Raw genomic sequence first — 14,915 nt, forward strand, 5'->3', positions numbered from 1 at the left:
CGACCATGAGTGATGCCATCCAGTTTGAACGCGAGCGCGGCCTGCTGACCCTGCGCTTCAACCGCCCAGACAAGAAAAACGCCCTGACCCGCGCCATGTACAGCCACTTGGCCGAAGCGCTGCAACTGGCGGATACCGACCCTGAAATCAATGCCGTGCTGATCACCGGGACTGCCGAGTGCTTCACCGCCGGCAACGACATCGCCGACTTCATCCAGCAACCACCGAGCAACCTCGACAGCCCGGTGTTTCAGTTCATGCTCACCTTGCTCGAATGCCGTAAACCGGTGATTGCCGCCGTGGCCGGTGCAGCCGTGGGCATTGGCACGACGATGTTGCTGCATTGCGATCTGGTGTTTGTCAGCCGCGATGCGCGCCTGCGCATGCCGTTCGTGAACCTCGGGTTATGTCCGGAATTTGGTTCCAGCCTGATCCTGCCACGACTGCTCGGGCAGGCCAAAGCGGCGCAATTGTTACTGCTGGGTGAAAGCTTCAGCGGTGAACAAGCCGCGCAGTGGGGGATTGCGACCGAAGCCCTGGACAGTGGCGAAGCTACGTTGGCCAAGGCGCGGGAGGTGGCGTTGCGTTTCGAGTCGCTGCCGCCGGAAGCGGTGCGCATCAGCAAGCAATTGATGAAAGCCGCGGACCGCGAACAACTGCGCAAGGCCATAGAAGAAGAGAGCGCACAGTTCACCCAACGGCTGCGCTCGGCGGAAGCGATTGCGGCGTTGACCGGGTTCATCAAACGGCATTGATTCGGCGGTGGCTGGGCGGGCCTCATCGCGAGCAGGCTCACTCCCACATTGATCTGTGGCGTACACAAAACCCGAGGCCAGTTCAACCAAACCCCTGTGGGAGCGAGCCTGCTCGCGATGAGGCCTGGTCAGGCAATACACATCCCGGATCAAAAACCAAAAAGCCCCGCCATTCACATGGCGGGGCTTTTTGCGTATGTGCGCCCAAAAACTGAAAAAACACGGGCCGTCTACTGTCAAGTCTGACAGTAGACGGCCCCCACCTTCACTGTTCAGATGCTTTGACCCGGCACAGTCTTTAAAACACCCGGTGATCATTCATTTTTTGAAGGAGAACACTATGTCAGCACAAGACCTGCTCTCTGGCACGCTCGATCCTGCCTTTGGGGTAAACGGCAAGGTCCACCTTGACTTCGACGCAGCGACAAGCGCCACCATCAAGGGACTGACCGTGGCGACCGATGGAAAAATCTATTTCACCGGGAGTTACATCGCTAACGAACAGGCCGGGTACATGCTCGGACGCCTTAATGCCGATGGATCGCCTGACCCGACATTCGGCACCCATGGTCTTGTCATTGACTCGTTCGCAGGTGAACCCGACTCAGCTGGCAGTACCATTACCCTTCTTGAAAACGGGAGCATTCTTCTTCAGGCCTCAACCCGTGTAGATCAGTACCCCGCGTACGTCCCGGCGTTGGCCCGCTACAACCACAACGGCAGCCTTGATCCAGATTTTGGCACTGGGGGGAAAGTCATCATCGACACCCCGCTTGCCACTGCCATTGACCCACCGGGTCAAACGGCAATGACCACGACAAGCCCGGCATCAGACATTGCCCAGGTACTTCCCGACGGTAAAATCCTGGTCTGCACCTATCGTCCCCGGGTAGGAGCGATTTTCAGACTCCAGAGCAACGGTTCACTTGATCTGAGTTTCAACGGTGTTGGCTACATTACCTTGAGCCACCCTGACGCACCTGCTCAGCCGGTATTGATCGACAATGTATTGCTTCAAGCAGACGGCCAGTACCTGGCCTGTGGCAGTTTTAACCAATCAAAAAATGCGTTTGTCGCTCGTTACAACACTGACGGCAGCCTGGATCGCACCTTTGGTAAAGAGGGCTTCGTTCTCGTTGCTTCCTCTCCCTCTGACGACAAACGCCTGCGCTTCACACAGATGTCGATGCAACCTAATCAACGAATTCTCGCTATTGGCGAAGTTATCTCCAGCCCCTCTGAAGGCGTGATGGTGAGTCTTGAGCCTGATGGAAGTCCAAACATTCAGTTCAATGGCGCGCGCCCGGTTTACACGCAACTGGATGACAAACCGACCAGCTGGGTAGGTGCTGCGATGCAAACCGACGGGAAGATCGTCGTGGCGGGAGCCATACAGGGTTCAGACGCCATTCACTTCGACGGCGTTGTCGCTCGTTTCCAGAGCAATGGCACCTTGGATCCTGTGTTCAACGGATCGGGTTGGACCCGTACCGGTTTCGACAAAGGTGATGGTGTCACTGCGATGACGCTGCAGACCGACAATAAGACGCTGCTCGCGGCTGACGATCAATCGCAAAAATCAGCCATCCTGCGTTACCTGGCGTAGCCCTTCACCCGGGCCCGAAAGGGCTCGGGCACGATTGTCATCATCCTCAGTCGGGAGAGCAGGACCATGTCCAACGTACACAACCAGTCACCTTTAGCTTCTGGCGATCTAGATCCCGGCTTCGGCGATGGCGGCCGAATTTACCTGAGTGTTGAGGGCTATGGCGAAACTGTAAAAATACAACCCGACAATAAAATCGTCGTTGGATTTCGCACTGGTCCCGGCTTCGGGCTGGCTCGTCTCCAGCCAGATGGCTCGCCAGACATGACCTTTGGTATCGATGGATACGTCATTGGAGAGTTCGGCCAGGATAACGAGATCACCCCGGTGACTGATCTGCACCTGCTGCGCGATGGTCGAATTCTACTCGTCGCAGAGAAGACGACATCAATGGGCACGTACCCGGCACTGGCCATGTTCCATCGCAATGGCAGTGCAGATACGACCTTTGGCCAGAACGGACAACAAATCGTCCAGCTCAAACCTGCCGGACAAGACGAGTTGCAAACAGGATTCTGCCGCCATTCAACGGTGTTGGCCGGCGATAAAATACTCCTGACACTCACCCCCCAAAGGATATTGAACGACCGATACGAGGGATTGCTGATTCGACTGGAACCCGATGGTTCGCTGGACACCACATTTAATAGCCGAGGCTATGTCCCTGTCCCTTACAAAGACACTGGGCTGACGACGCTTGAAGGTGTTGCCGTGCAAGCCGATGGCCGTTACCTGGTCGCCGGTACGACGCGAATACGTACACACACGTTCAGTTTTATGACACGAGTTCATGAGAACGGGGGCATCGACGCGACATTCGGAGAGCTAGGTTATGCCACGGTCGAGATACCAGGGGTAAACACTTATCTGGGACCGATAGCCCTCACCCAGGACGGCAAAACGGTCGGCGCAGGACATCTGGGCGGGGCGTGGTATACCGGCCGTGGGCTTCTATCGGTTATCGACACCGAAGGCCAACCGGATGCGCAGTTCAACAATGGAATGCCTGCCCTGCTATCCATCCCGCAAATGGATGTGATGTGGCGCGATGTCATCGTCCAGAATCAACACCTCACACTGGTCGGCGGCGGTCAAACATCGGAAGGCATAACCCGGTATGCCATCGCCCGCTACCTGCCCTCCGGACAATTGGATAGCCGTTTTGGACAAGAGGGCGTTATCCGAGGGGAACCCAGGGTATCTATCGCTGCTGCAACGCTACGACAGCACGACGCGAATATCATCACCGTCGGTACCACTGAAGGTAACGGTGAACGTGTGACGGTCAGTTGTTATTCAGGATGAGCCGGCCATAGAAGAAGAGAGCGCACAGATCACCCAGCAGCTGCGCTCGGCGGAAGCGATTGCGGCGTTGACCGGGTTCATCAAGCGGCATTGATTCTGCGGTGCTGGGCGGGCCTCATCGCGAGCAGGCTCACTCCCACATTGATCTGTGGCGTACACAAAACCCTGTGGGAGCGAGCCTGCTCGCGATGAGGCCAGGTCAGGCAATACACATCCCGGATCAGAAGCCGGTCACTCCCACATTGGAACTGTGGCGCACACAAAACCCTGTGGGAGCGAGCCTGCTCGCGATGAGGCCAGGTCAGGCAATACACATCCCGGATCAGAAACCAAAAAGCCCCGCCATTCACATGGCGGGGCTTTTGTTTTTCAGCAACCGATCACTCAGACCATCTTGTCGCCAACGTGCAGGATTTTCATCCCGTTGGTGCCGCCGATGGTGTGGTAGCTGTCGCCCTTGGTCAGGATCACCCAGTCGCCTTTTTCGACGACACCGCGCTTGAGCAACTCGTCGATCGCGGCCTGGCTGACTTGCTCAGGCGGCAGCGATGCCGGGTCGAACGGCACGGTGTAGACGCCACGGAACATGGCAGCCCGAGCCTGGGTTTCGCGGTGCGGGGAGAACGCGTAGATCGGGATCGAGGAACGGATGCGCGACATGATCAACGGCGTGTAGCCACTTTCGGTCAGCGCGATGATCGCTTTAACGCCCGGGAAGTGGTTGGCGGTGTACATGGCCGCCAGCGCGATGCTCTGGTCGCAGCTTTCGAAGACCTTGCCGATGCGGTGGCTGGAGGTCTTGCTGGTCGGGTGCTTTTCAGCGCCGATGCAGATGCGCGCCATGGCTTGCACCGCTTCCAGCGGGTACAGGCCGGCAGCACTTTCCGCCGAGAGCATCACGGCGTCGGTGTAGTCGAGCACGGCGTTGGCTACGTCGGACACTTCAGCGCGAGTCGGCATCGGGTTCTGGATCATCGACTCCATCATCTGGGTCGCCACGATCACAGCCTTGTTGTGGCGGCGTGCGTGCAGAATGATTTTCTTCTGAATGCCCACCAGCTCGGCGTCGCCGATTTCCACACCCAGGTCACCACGGGCCACCATGACGGCGTCGGAAGCCTTGATCAGCGCGTCGAGGGTTTCGTCGTCAGCCACGGCTTCGGCGCGTTCGATCTTCGCCACCAGCCAAGCGGTACCGCCGGCTTCGTCGCGCAATTGACGGGCGTATTCCATGTCGGCGGCGTCACGCGGGAAGGACACGGCGAGGTAGTCGACCTGCATTTCCGCGGCGAGCTTGATATCGGCCTTGTCTTTTTCAGTCAGGGCCGGAGCGGTCAGGCCGCCACCGCGACGGTTGATGCCTTTATGGTCGGACAGCGGGCCGCCGATCAGTACGGTGCAATTGAGTTCGGTGGCATTGGCGGTATCAACGCGCATCACCACACGGCCGTCGTCGAGCAGCAGCTCGTCGCCCACGCCGCAGTCTTTAACCAGGTCCGGGTAGTCGATGCCGACGACGGTCTGGGTGCCTTCGGTCAGAGGATGGCTGGTGGAGAAGGTGAATTGATCACCGATCTTCAGCTCGATCTTCTTGTTGGCGAATTTGGCGATACGGATTTTCGGGCCTTGCAGGTCACCCAGCAGGGCGACGAAGCGGCCGTGCTTGGCAGCGAGGTCACGCACCAGCTTGGCGCGAGCCTTGTGCTCGTCGGGGGTGCCATGGGAAAAGTTCAGGCGGGCGACGTCCAGGCCAGCCAGAATCAGCTGTTCGAGAACTTCCGGCGAGTTACTGGCCGGGCCAAGGGTAGCGACGATTTTGGTGCGACGGACGGACATGCATAGACTCCTGAGTTCAAGCGCTGGGTGAGGCTACTATGGTCTCTGGTTGTAGTCATTGTTCGTTTGCACTACTTATTCGTTTGTTTCTTGAAACGAACAATCCTGAAGATTTCCGCCAACGGGTCGATATAGAGCTCAAGACAGGAGAACCCCCATGCGATTCGTGCTCATTGCCGCCCTTGCCCTCAGCGTCACGGGCTGCACCCGTTGGTCGATGAACCATCATTTGAATAACGCCTACAGCGCCTACGACCGTGGCAATTGCGAGCAGGTGATGCTCGAACTGTCCAAAGTCGAACGCGCCAGCCGAGCGCGGCCTTACGTGTGGCCGGAAGCATCGATGATGCGCGGCTTGTGCCTGGAACGGCAGAAACTGTTTGTCGATGCGGCGCAAACCTACCAGTTCATCATCGCCTCGTACCCGCAAAGTGAATACGCCTACCGCGCCCGCGCCCGCCTGGAAACCTTGCAGTCGCTGGGCCACTATCCGCTGCGCAGTGCGGCTGCGGTCGTGCGCCCGACGCAGTTCTGATTGTCCTGATCGTTCAAAGGCTGGCTCACCGGCGGTGGTGAGCTATAGTCGAATAGATCGATTCAGAGCCTTGCCTCTGATCGACGCAACACCTGTGATCGGCAGGCGTAAGCGGCAGCGGCGTTATGGACTGTCGCACCGGGATCGGGGAGAGCGCGCCCATGCCTCTGTATAAAAGAAGCCGGCCCGTTCCGAAGCATTAGTGCGGCTCTGCTGAAGAGCCTTGCTGGGCCATTTGCGCATGTTTACTGACCGCCGGATCGAGCGGCATCAACTGCCGTATTTTCTAAGAGTGTTCAACAGCGTCACCGACAAACCCATCGGCTTTCTGGGCAATGTGTCCGAAGACGGGCTGATGCTGATCAGCCAGCTGCCGATGATGATCGGCGCCGATTTCGATTTGCGTCTGAAAATCCCCGACAGCGATGGCTGCATGCAGGTCATCGATCTTCAGGGGTGTTGTTTGTGGTGCCATGAAGACACGACCCCTCACCATTACGACGCCGGGTTCAGCCTGCAACGGGCACCGCCGGAGTATGGGCAACTGGTCAGCGCCTTGAAGCAATACTTCAGTTTTCAGCCGCTGCCTGCCTCAGCCTGAATTCACAACCTGTAGCAGCTACGCTGTGGCGAGGGGATTTATCCCCGTTCGGCTGCGAAGCAGTCGTAAAATCAGCGCTCACGGTGAAGCAGGCAAACCGCGTGCGCCGAATATGCGACTGCTTCGCAGCCGAACGGGGATAAATCCCCTCGCCACAGCGCCTGCTGCTACATGGGTTTAGATCGTCTTGATCGCCGCCTCGTTCGCCAGCGACCGTTCCACCAGCATCAACCCCAACTCACTCAACTGGTAAATCGCCATCGCCAGATGCCGCGGCTTGTCCTCCAGGCTTTCGGCCAGGTCGAGCAGCAGAATGCTGACCGAGGAAAAGGTTTCGTAGGTCTGGATGGTCAGGGCTTCGGGGTTTGCATCGGGGACGACGGTGAACATTTCCATGGCACGGTCCTGGGATGAAGGGAGGCGGTTGATGTGGGGTTTGAGGTAATGGTCCAGCGCCTTGTTGGCGGCGGCGTTGAGCTTTTTTGAATGGAGGGTGGAATAGGGGGAAACCGGGTCGGCTTCGGGGGGATTGGGTGTTGCCTTGAACATGATCATTGTTCCTTTTAGTGAAGCTGCCACCGTCTCGCGACTAAACGAGGGGTGGCGGCTGGACGCAGGTTAGTCGACCGGGAGGAACATGAAAAAACCGGCGCGCCCGAGGGCGCCCTGCGCACAGCCACCATTGAGTGCGGGGATAGGGAATACCCGACTGAATGACGCTTATGCACCTTCATGTTACCTACCGGGCGACTAAACCCGATCGCTGATTGGCAGCGACGCGGATCAAGTTACGGGGCAAGACCAAGGCGCACAAGCCGGCGGATTCTGGCGGATCTGTAGGCAAAGGCGCAAGGCGCTGTAGCCGCGAACTGAAGGGTTGAAAACATTAGGAAAAGTGACGAGGTAGAGGGTTGCCGTTCGTCGGTACTGTCATATCTGACAGGTAGAAGGTGTGTGAGGAATGGCATAGAAATAAACCTGAGTCGTTTATCTCTAGAGAAATTAACTTAGGGGGTGTTGTATGTCAGGCAACTCGGACGAGAAAGAGTCTGCTGTGGGGGGCGTGGATTCTGCCAGTAAAGAGGCGCGTAATCTTGAAGACCCTTTGTCTGGAAATACCTCGCAAGCCCCCGCCGAAATCACGGTTGCTGGGGAATTTGAATCGCCTGGTCCATTAGTGGGTGGGTTGCAAATTCTTCTGCCAACACATAAATCTATCGTCAATCAAACAGACGGTTTTATACAGTTTAATGTTGCACAGCAAGGTAGTCATCGGGTCTTTATTTACTATGTAGTGGATAATTCAACAATCATTTCACATGAGAACGTGTTGTATGAAGGACGCAAATGGAACTTCTTATACAGCACTAGTCCACGTCCTGGCAGGGGGTTTTACACGACATGGTGGTATTATGGCGGGACGAAATCTGACATTGTTGATAGGCATGTCTATGTAAGTGATTTACCTGTCATCGATTTTCCGGCTAATAATGCCGTAATCTCCACCCGCAGACCGAGAATTTCAGGCACGGGAGGGGGAGATTGCTCCCTGAAAGTTGTATTCAATCGAGAGGGATACTTTTTTGGCAACTTTAGTGCGGCCAGTGATCAGTGGTATACATATCCCCTCAATGATTTGCCATATGGGCAACACTCATTTCAAATTGAGCAATCCAAGAGCGAATTTATTTCTCGTAATTCTGCAGTTCGAACATTCAAATTGTACGGTGCAACGCTATTAAAACCGCGCGCGGGTGAAGTACTGCTCCAGGACAATATCATTTTCAAGGGGGAATCCGTTGCAGGTGCTACTGTTCAGATAGTCAATGCGGATGATCATGATGTTGTGTTCAGCCCTCCGATTACTGTTCCAAGTTCCGGTGATTGGGAAGTGTTGCCGGATCCAGTGCTGCCAATTGGAAAACTTAAGGTACAGGTTCGATGGCGAGTGCCTGAGGGGAACTCCAACTATTCGGACGCCGTGACTTTTTTAGTGGCCGGTGTGCCGCCGGTCATTACCAGTCCCGTGAGTAGTAGTACTCAGGAACAAACCTTTACCCTAAGCGGCCACACCGGATTGGCAGGTGCCACCGTCGAGATTCTTAAGGAACAGGGCGACCACAACGTTCTTGGCACCGATCCAGTGAAGGCTAACGGAAGCTGGGACGTCACTGTCACCGTACCACCGGGACCTATTTCCCTGGTGGCGGAGCAGTTCATTGGCAGCGGTGAGCATTCCCCGCGGAGTGTGGCGCGCGGCTTTAAAATCCGCCCACCTAAATTGGCGAATATCAAAACGGAATTTCCGACCACACCTGTAGGAAACGTGAAATTTTCAGGTGCTGGTCATGATGGCGCCACCGTCGAGATCACCATTAAAGAACCTGAAGAAACGGCACCACCGCCCGTTGTACAGGTGAGAAACGGCCAATGGGAAACCACGGCGACGAACTGGACCTTTGGTACGTACAAGCTGACCGCGGTTCAGAAGGTGCCCGACAATGCCAATGGCTGGATACCTTCCCTGTCGCTCGATTTCGACGTTGTCAGGAAAGTACCGACGCCCACTGATGTGAAGTACACCGTGGACAACCGCACGCCGATGTTCAGCGGTAATGGCGTGAATGGGGCAACGATTGTCATTACGGGCGTTGCTGGCAGCCCTGTGAATGTTCCGAATGCTTCCGTCGCCGCCGGAACCTGGTCAACCCGTGCCACGGCACCTTGGGAGCCGGTGAACTCGCGAACCATCAACGTGGTGCAGAAAATCGGAACGGAGACCTCTGATCCCGTTCAGATCAGGGTCACCATCGAAAATCTTGCGCCACCGACCGAGGTGGACTATAGCGTCTCGGACTACACGCCAACCTTTACCGGCAAAGGCATTGTCGGGGCGACGATTCACGTTCTGGACGCGGGCGGTAATGATGTCGTTCCCCCCCTTCTGCTGACCACCTCGAACTGGACAATCCGTGCGTCGAGTCTGTGGGGGCCGATCAAGTCGCTAAAAGTCACCGTTGTGCATAAACAGGGTGGGCTGTCTTCTACGCCTGTTGAACTGAATGTGACCAACCCGTTGCTGGCACCTGACATCTCCCGTGTCACCGTCGATGAGTTACAGGCAGAAGTAGCCGGCACGTGCTGGGCCGGGGCGGTGCTCACCCTAAAGTTCAGCGACAGCGCCGATTTGCATCAGCCTGTTGTCAGCAACGGCACCTGGGTCTTTGAACGCCCGACTCCGTTCACCCCGGGTGGAGATTACACGGTCACTGCATGGCAGGATTATGCCGGGCTGGAGCCATCACCCGTTGCCTCGAAAGCCTTTACGATCAAATTGCCAACACCGCGCATTACCGGTCCGAGAGATAAGGCAGAGGTGTGGCGCGACTTCACCGTAACGGGTGACAAGGGTTACAAGGACTCGACGATGCAACTGCGCGACGCTCAATTCGGCAATGATCTGGGCCAGCCCAAGGTATTGACCGAGAACGGTGAATGGTCAATCGATCTCACTGGGCTGGACTTTCGTGGTTACACCATTGACGCGCAGCAATCGCTTGGTCAGCGGGAGTCCGAGCGCAGCGAATTCCGTGCATTCGAGGTGGTGCTGGTGCCCCCGATCATTGAGGTGCCGATGGAAAACGGCGATCTGCCGCGAACCTCGACCCTGTCGGGATGGGGCGCGCCGGGGGGGAGGGTAGAGGTTTGGTTGAAGGACACTGCCGAGCCTTTGCTTGAAAATATTGAAGTGGATGATGACTGCTGCTGGAAAGCCGAGGTGACCTTGCCGGTCGGAGCCAAAACCATCCGGGCCAGGCAAACCTTTGGGGGGCGAACATCCAAGGACAGCCAGCCTCTGAATTACAACGTCGTGCCAGCGGCCCCGGTTATCGAAACCCCTGTTACGGGCGAGCGCATCGGCCGGCGGGTGGTGGTGTCAGGCTTCGGTGTTGCGGGGGACAGCGTGGCGGTGAGGCTCGGCGATGTCGCACAGACGGTGCTGGGGCGAAGCCCGGTGCTGGAGGACCGCACCTGGTCGGTAACTGTGGAATTCGATCAGCCCGACGGGCGCTACCCACTGTTGGCTGTAGCGTCGAGCGAGGGGTTCGACTCGGCAGATTCCGCCATACGCCAGGTGGTGTTGGGTACTTATCGGCCCTCTGTCGATGTGCCTGCGCAAGGACAGTGGGTCAGTCACCCGGTCGAGTTCAAAGGCCAGGGCAGGCCGGGCGTCGGGCAAGTGGTGAGCTGGTTCAATCCGGATCACGTATGGGCACCCGATCTTCCCGTCACGGGTGGAGGCTGGCAGGGGGACGCTCAGCAATCGCTGCCCCGGGGTGGCCAATGGTGCCGGTTCAGGCAAAGCCTCAGTGACAGTGCCGATGGCGCGACGGTTTCCGACTGGGTCGAAAGTAAACGCTTTGAAAGCGAGCCGCCGACAGCGGAGTCCTGACACTCGATTTCCGATGAGTGGTCACAAAGACTGTCATTTATGACAGTAGACGATGACCGCCTTCGGAGGCCAAATCTCTTCAGTCGAACGCACGGCCTGCGAATTTCGTCGGGCCGTTCAGGACGCTTATCCACTCAAGGAACCTGACCATGTCTGACCCTCGCCCTGCTTCACAACTGCTGAGCCAAGTATTCAGTGAAGAAAAACTCACAGAGTACCCCGACCTCGCGACCTACCTGGAAGAAGGCGGGTCTATCTTTCCTTTGGTGGAGAAGGGCGTTCAAGGGCTGGTGAAGGAATTCAAGGTTAGCCCCGATGATGCGCGCCTGTTTTTGCGTCGGGCCAACAGCATGGCTGTCTACCTGCGGCGCCAGTTCATCGAGCACAGCCTGCACGGTAAAAATACCGAAAGCGCCGCACCGCGCAGCGGTTTGTTGTCGATGGTCGAGGGGCCCAGTTTCGAGCGTTTGTTCGATCCCCGTTTCGACAGTCTGTGCCCCCCGGATGCTATCGAGTCTCTTGCTTCGTCTGCGGCGTATTTGGTTGAAATGGTGAGGTGGGTCATAGACCGCATCGAGCATTTTTCAACCGGTCCGGTTCCTCTGCGACTGCGTGAGCGCCGCAAAGACCTGATGAATCTGTCCGTCGACTTCAATGCGATACATCGACCAGTGTCTGCGGTCGACATCATCGTACCGGTGCTTGAAACATTCATCAGGGAACACAAGGATCCAGATCAAGCGGATCCAACGGATCTTGAGTTGGCGATGATCAATGCGCGATATCCCAACGGGCTTCCGTACTACCAGCACTGGGTTACCCTGGATGCGGTCGCCCGTCACCATGGCCTGTCGGTGGGCAATTTTGCGCATATGGTGGATCTCTCCTTTCCCTACTTTTTGCAAGATCAGGCGTGGGACGAGGATGCGGGTCGAGCCCTGGCCCACGCGTCGCGGCTGGGACCTTATCAACGACAATTGCTGACCGAGGATCCGCCGGCATATGCAAACCGGGAAGAATTTTACGCACTGAATTTCGGTACCGATAACTCTTCGATGTATCAGAACCTCAATCAAGTTCGATTCTTCGGCGAGCGAACCAAACTCGATACCCCAGGGCTCGAGGCGCTGCTGTCGGTTCGCAGCTTCGCCCCTCTGCGCTCGCCCAATGTGACGGACACGGAAACAATGCCTGTGGGGCCAGAAAGCTGGCGCTCCGGTTCGGTTTATCTCAATGCCCACACCCACCCTGCCGTCAGCATTACGGGTGAAGAAGTGGAGGAAGTGTTTCTGCATCGGTTGTCAGCCCTCCCCGACAGTGCCGATGATTTTGAGCGATATGACCGAATGAACCGCAAGTTGCGCCTGGATCAGTGGCTGGAGCTGCCCAGCGATCAGGTGGATGCGCTGTTAGCGGCAGCCATAAGGGCTGAAGTGCGCGGTGGTGCGCAGGCCAATGCGTGGGAAATCACGGAAAGAGTCGTGCACGCATTGGGCCTGTTTCAATCATTGCGTGAGCGCTATGGGTGCACGGCGCAAGACTTCGCAGTGTTTATCGATGAGTTGTCGATTTACGGTCGTGGTGAAGCGCGCTCGCAGTTCGATCAGGTTTTCAATGAGGAGGGCGAATATTCTCAAGCCTTGCTGCTCGATGGCGGCACGTTTCCGGTGATTCCGACACAGGGCGTGTCCGATTTGACGGTCGCCCGGATATGCAATGCTTTTACGATCGATTTGCAGACTTACAGTGTTCTGGCTCAGGCGATTGCCGAAGCACAGGATGTCACGAACAACCAGTTGCCGCGTAACGCGGCGACCTTGTCCAGTTTTTACCGTCTTGTGAAGCTGCCGGGCCTGTTGGGTATGTCGCCGGTCGATGGCATCAAGATGCTGACATTGTTGGGTGGAACATCTTGGGTCAATGGCCTGGCGGGTGCTCCCCGGATCAGTCTGACCCCACATAATACGGCCATAGTCAATACGCCGGATGTGTTGAACCTCATCTATGCGATGCACTCCTGCGCGGGGTGGTGTGCCGACCGCGGCATTGGGGTGCCCTGGATGCTGCAGCAGGTTTCACCGCCGAAGACGTTGGTCGTCTCTGAAAAGGAGCTCGAGTTATTCAAGCAGGTACGCAATCTGTTGCCTGGTGCACTGTTCACCGACGCGGCGTTGTTGATGGCCGGTGTGCCAGCGCTGCCGGGTGCCAACTGGCTGGACCTGTTGACGGTGCTGGTCGATCCCGACGGCTTGATCAAGGCCCCAGCGGGAACGGAGGCCGACTATCTGGACTTTGCACGCGAAAAGTTTGATCAAGCGGTGAGGGATGGCTTGGGTGAAAGCAATGCAAGCGTGCGTGCTGTTATCGTCGAAAAAATGCTCACCGTGCTCTTGCAGGTTAGAGAGGCTCAGGCATCGGTGGTCAAGGAGTGCCTGGTGGTACATACGGGCCTTAATGCCGAGCAGGCATTATTGGTTCTGGCCTGGGCCAATGCGACGGTGTATCGGTTGTTGCGTCAGGTGCTCGAGCATACGGGACTGGGGCTCGACGAGTCTGTAAGGGGGCGCAACGAACAACCTGACCCATTGCTCGCGCTGTTGGCCGACGTACGCCGCCGTAGCGCGGTGGTCCTGGAACTGGGGCTTGGCGCCGAGCTGTTGCGGGACTATCTCGATTATGGCTACAAGGCCTGGATGGACCTGGACGACAAGCACGCGTTTACGGTGAAGACGCTTTATTACTTGACGACACTTACCCGGGCGTTTGGGATGAGTGCGCAACCCCCGCAGAAGTTGCTCGATTATTTGCGCGAGGTCAACGCACTGCCTTCCTCGCTAGGCGCGGATGCAACGCATTTGGCCCAACAAGCGGCATCGATCCGGCTGGCCGAGTTTTTCAACTGGAGCGTTCAGGAGGTGCGCGAGTGCCTCGGCCGCGTGTCTCCAGAACTCAGAATCCTCAAAAACCTGACCGAGTTGGATCTGTTCATGCGCGTTCGGGTTCTGGCGACGCACACCGGTATGGATGCCCTGACGATCTTTCTGATCGGCACGTTGCCGGAGGTTGTCGATAGGCAGAGGTACGAGGTTGCCGCAGAGCGTGCTTTGCTGAGTCTGTCCGAATCCCCTGAGCCTGCGCTTGCCTTTTCCGAGGATCTGAAACAGATCGTCACCTCGACCTGTACTGTCGACAACAGCACGGTCGTTGCCGGCAACCCAGAAGGAAAAATCACCTTCACCGTGACCCTCAAGGACAGCGGCGGACAACCGTTGAGAGGTGTGAACGTTTATTGGAGCGCCACCTTGGGCAGCATTGCTACCGAGGAAACAGATGTCTATGGGGTGGTGCAAGCAGAGTTCATACCCGGCAAGGTCATGGGTACGGATACCCCGCAGTTCTGGCTGGATCTGTTCGAGCCGGAGTACGCGCCTACCATCAACGTCATCGCAGACCACGCTACCTTGAGATTTCCGCCACCGCTCATGGCGCAAGTGCCGTTGCGGACCGTGGCGTTCGGTGAGGAAATCGAACTCTACGCCACGGTGAAGGATAGATACGGAAATCTTGGGAAAAACAGCCTCGTACAGTGGTTTTTCAACTCATCGCAGTCCGGTATCGAGCAACCTGGGCTGGTCATTCGCCCGAGCCAGGCTTTCACGAACCAGGAAGGCCAGGCGCGCGTGTTCGTCTCCAGCCCTACCGGTGGAGAGTTCGAGATCAGCATCCTGGCACAAGGAAGTGAGACGACCGCCTATTTTGAGCCAATCACCTTCGCCGCCGAAGAGCCTGAATGATGAACTGCATCGATGGCTGGTCGTGTGTTC

The 14,915-nt window shown here is 57.1% G+C and carries 9 protein-coding genes; 7 read left to right on the forward strand and 2 right to left on the reverse strand.

The window, feature by feature from the left end; translation table 11 throughout:
* The first annotated feature begins 5 nt into the window (after positions 1–5).
* The 3 genes from IB252_RS22830 (at position 6) to IB252_RS22840 (ending at position 3,666) form a co-directional block, all read left to right on the forward strand.
* Positions 6–755, forward strand: coding sequence for an enoyl-CoA hydratase-related protein (locus IB252_RS22830; RefSeq protein ID WP_192410332.1), 750 nt, complete (start codon positions 6–8; stop codon positions 753–755).
* Positions 756–1,095: 340 nt separating this feature from the next.
* Positions 1,096–2,361 (forward strand): delta-60 repeat domain-containing protein, encoded by a 1,266-nt coding sequence (locus IB252_RS22835; RefSeq protein ID WP_192410333.1) that lies wholly within the window; start codon positions 1,096–1,098, stop codon positions 2,359–2,361.
* 66 nt (positions 2,362–2,427) lie between these two features.
* A complete protein-coding gene (locus IB252_RS22840; RefSeq protein ID WP_192410334.1) occupies positions 2,428–3,666 on the forward strand; it encodes a hypothetical protein in 1,239 nt (412 codons plus the stop codon).
* 384 nt (positions 3,667–4,050) lie between these two features.
* Here the strand turns inward: IB252_RS22840 and pyk are convergent, their stop codons facing one another.
* Positions 4,051–5,502 (reverse strand): pyruvate kinase, encoded by a 1,452-nt coding sequence (gene pyk, locus IB252_RS22845; protein WP_111451931.1) that lies wholly within the window; start codon positions 5,500–5,502, stop codon positions 4,051–4,053.
* Positions 5,503–5,659: 157 nt separating this feature from the next.
* On the opposite strand from pyk, the gene IB252_RS22850 reads away from it, so the two are divergent.
* Positions 5,660–6,037 carry a tetratricopeptide repeat protein gene (locus IB252_RS22850; protein ID WP_192410335.1) on the forward strand — a complete coding sequence of 126 codons (378 nt, stop codon included), beginning with the start codon at positions 5,660–5,662 and terminating at the stop codon, positions 6,035–6,037.
* A 241-nt stretch (positions 6,038–6,278) separates the two neighbouring features.
* Entirely contained in the window at positions 6,279–6,638 is a 360-nt protein-coding gene (locus IB252_RS22855; RefSeq protein WP_074879553.1) for a PilZ domain-containing protein, read from the forward strand.
* A 177-nt stretch (positions 6,639–6,815) separates the two neighbouring features.
* On the opposite strand, the gene IB252_RS22860 is transcribed toward IB252_RS22855, so the two are convergent.
* On the reverse strand, positions 6,816–7,187 hold the full coding sequence (locus IB252_RS22860) for a DUF6124 family protein (RefSeq protein WP_192410336.1): 372 nt from the start codon (positions 7,185–7,187) through the stop codon (positions 6,816–6,818).
* Between the two features lie 472 nt (positions 7,188–7,659).
* Between IB252_RS22860 and IB252_RS22865 the strand changes: the two genes are divergently transcribed.
* Both IB252_RS22865 and IB252_RS22870 read left to right on the forward strand, forming a co-directional pair.
* On the forward strand, positions 7,660–11,091 hold the full coding sequence (locus IB252_RS22865) for a hypothetical protein (protein ID WP_192410337.1): 3,432 nt from the start codon (positions 7,660–7,662) through the stop codon (positions 11,089–11,091).
* Between the two features lie 149 nt (positions 11,092–11,240).
* Complete coding sequence (locus tag IB252_RS22870) at positions 11,241–14,885, forward strand: Tc toxin subunit A (protein ID WP_192410338.1); 3,645 nt, start codon at positions 11,241–11,243, stop codon at positions 14,883–14,885.
* Positions 14,886–14,915 lie beyond the last annotated feature (30 nt).

It is taken from the genome of Pseudomonas sp. PDM10 (assembly GCF_014852295.1).
In the GTDB taxonomy this organism is placed as follows: domain Bacteria; phylum Pseudomonadota; class Gammaproteobacteria; order Pseudomonadales; family Pseudomonadaceae; genus Aquipseudomonas.

What these genes read in the sequence shown, in the direction of transcription:
- IB252_RS22865 (WP_192410337.1), top strand. Translation starts at nt 7,660, where the DNA reads ATGTCAGGCAACTCGGACGAGAAAGAGTCTGCTGTGGGGGGCGTGGAT.
- IB252_RS22855 (WP_074879553.1), top strand. Translation starts at nt 6,279, where the DNA reads ATGTTTACTGACCGCCGGATCGAGCGGCATCAACTGCCGTATTTTCTA.
- IB252_RS22840 (WP_192410334.1), top strand. Translation starts at nt 2,428, where the DNA reads ATGTCCAACGTACACAACCAGTCACCTTTAGCTTCTGGCGATCTAGAT.
- IB252_RS22860 (WP_192410336.1), bottom strand. Translation starts at nt 7,187, where the DNA reads ATGTTCAAGGCAACACCCAATCCCCCCGAAGCCGACCCGGTTTCCCCC.
- IB252_RS22835 (WP_192410333.1), top strand. Translation starts at nt 1,096, where the DNA reads ATGTCAGCACAAGACCTGCTCTCTGGCACGCTCGATCCTGCCTTTGGG.
- IB252_RS22850 (WP_192410335.1), top strand. Translation starts at nt 5,660, where the DNA reads ATGCGATTCGTGCTCATTGCCGCCCTTGCCCTCAGCGTCACGGGCTGC.
- pyk (WP_111451931.1), bottom strand. Translation starts at nt 5,502, where the DNA reads ATGTCCGTCCGTCGCACCAAAATCGTCGCTACCCTTGGCCCGGCCAGT.
- IB252_RS22830 (WP_192410332.1), top strand. Translation starts at nt 6, where the DNA reads ATGAGTGATGCCATCCAGTTTGAACGCGAGCGCGGCCTGCTGACCCTG.
- IB252_RS22870 (WP_192410338.1), top strand. Translation starts at nt 11,241, where the DNA reads ATGTCTGACCCTCGCCCTGCTTCACAACTGCTGAGCCAAGTATTCAGT.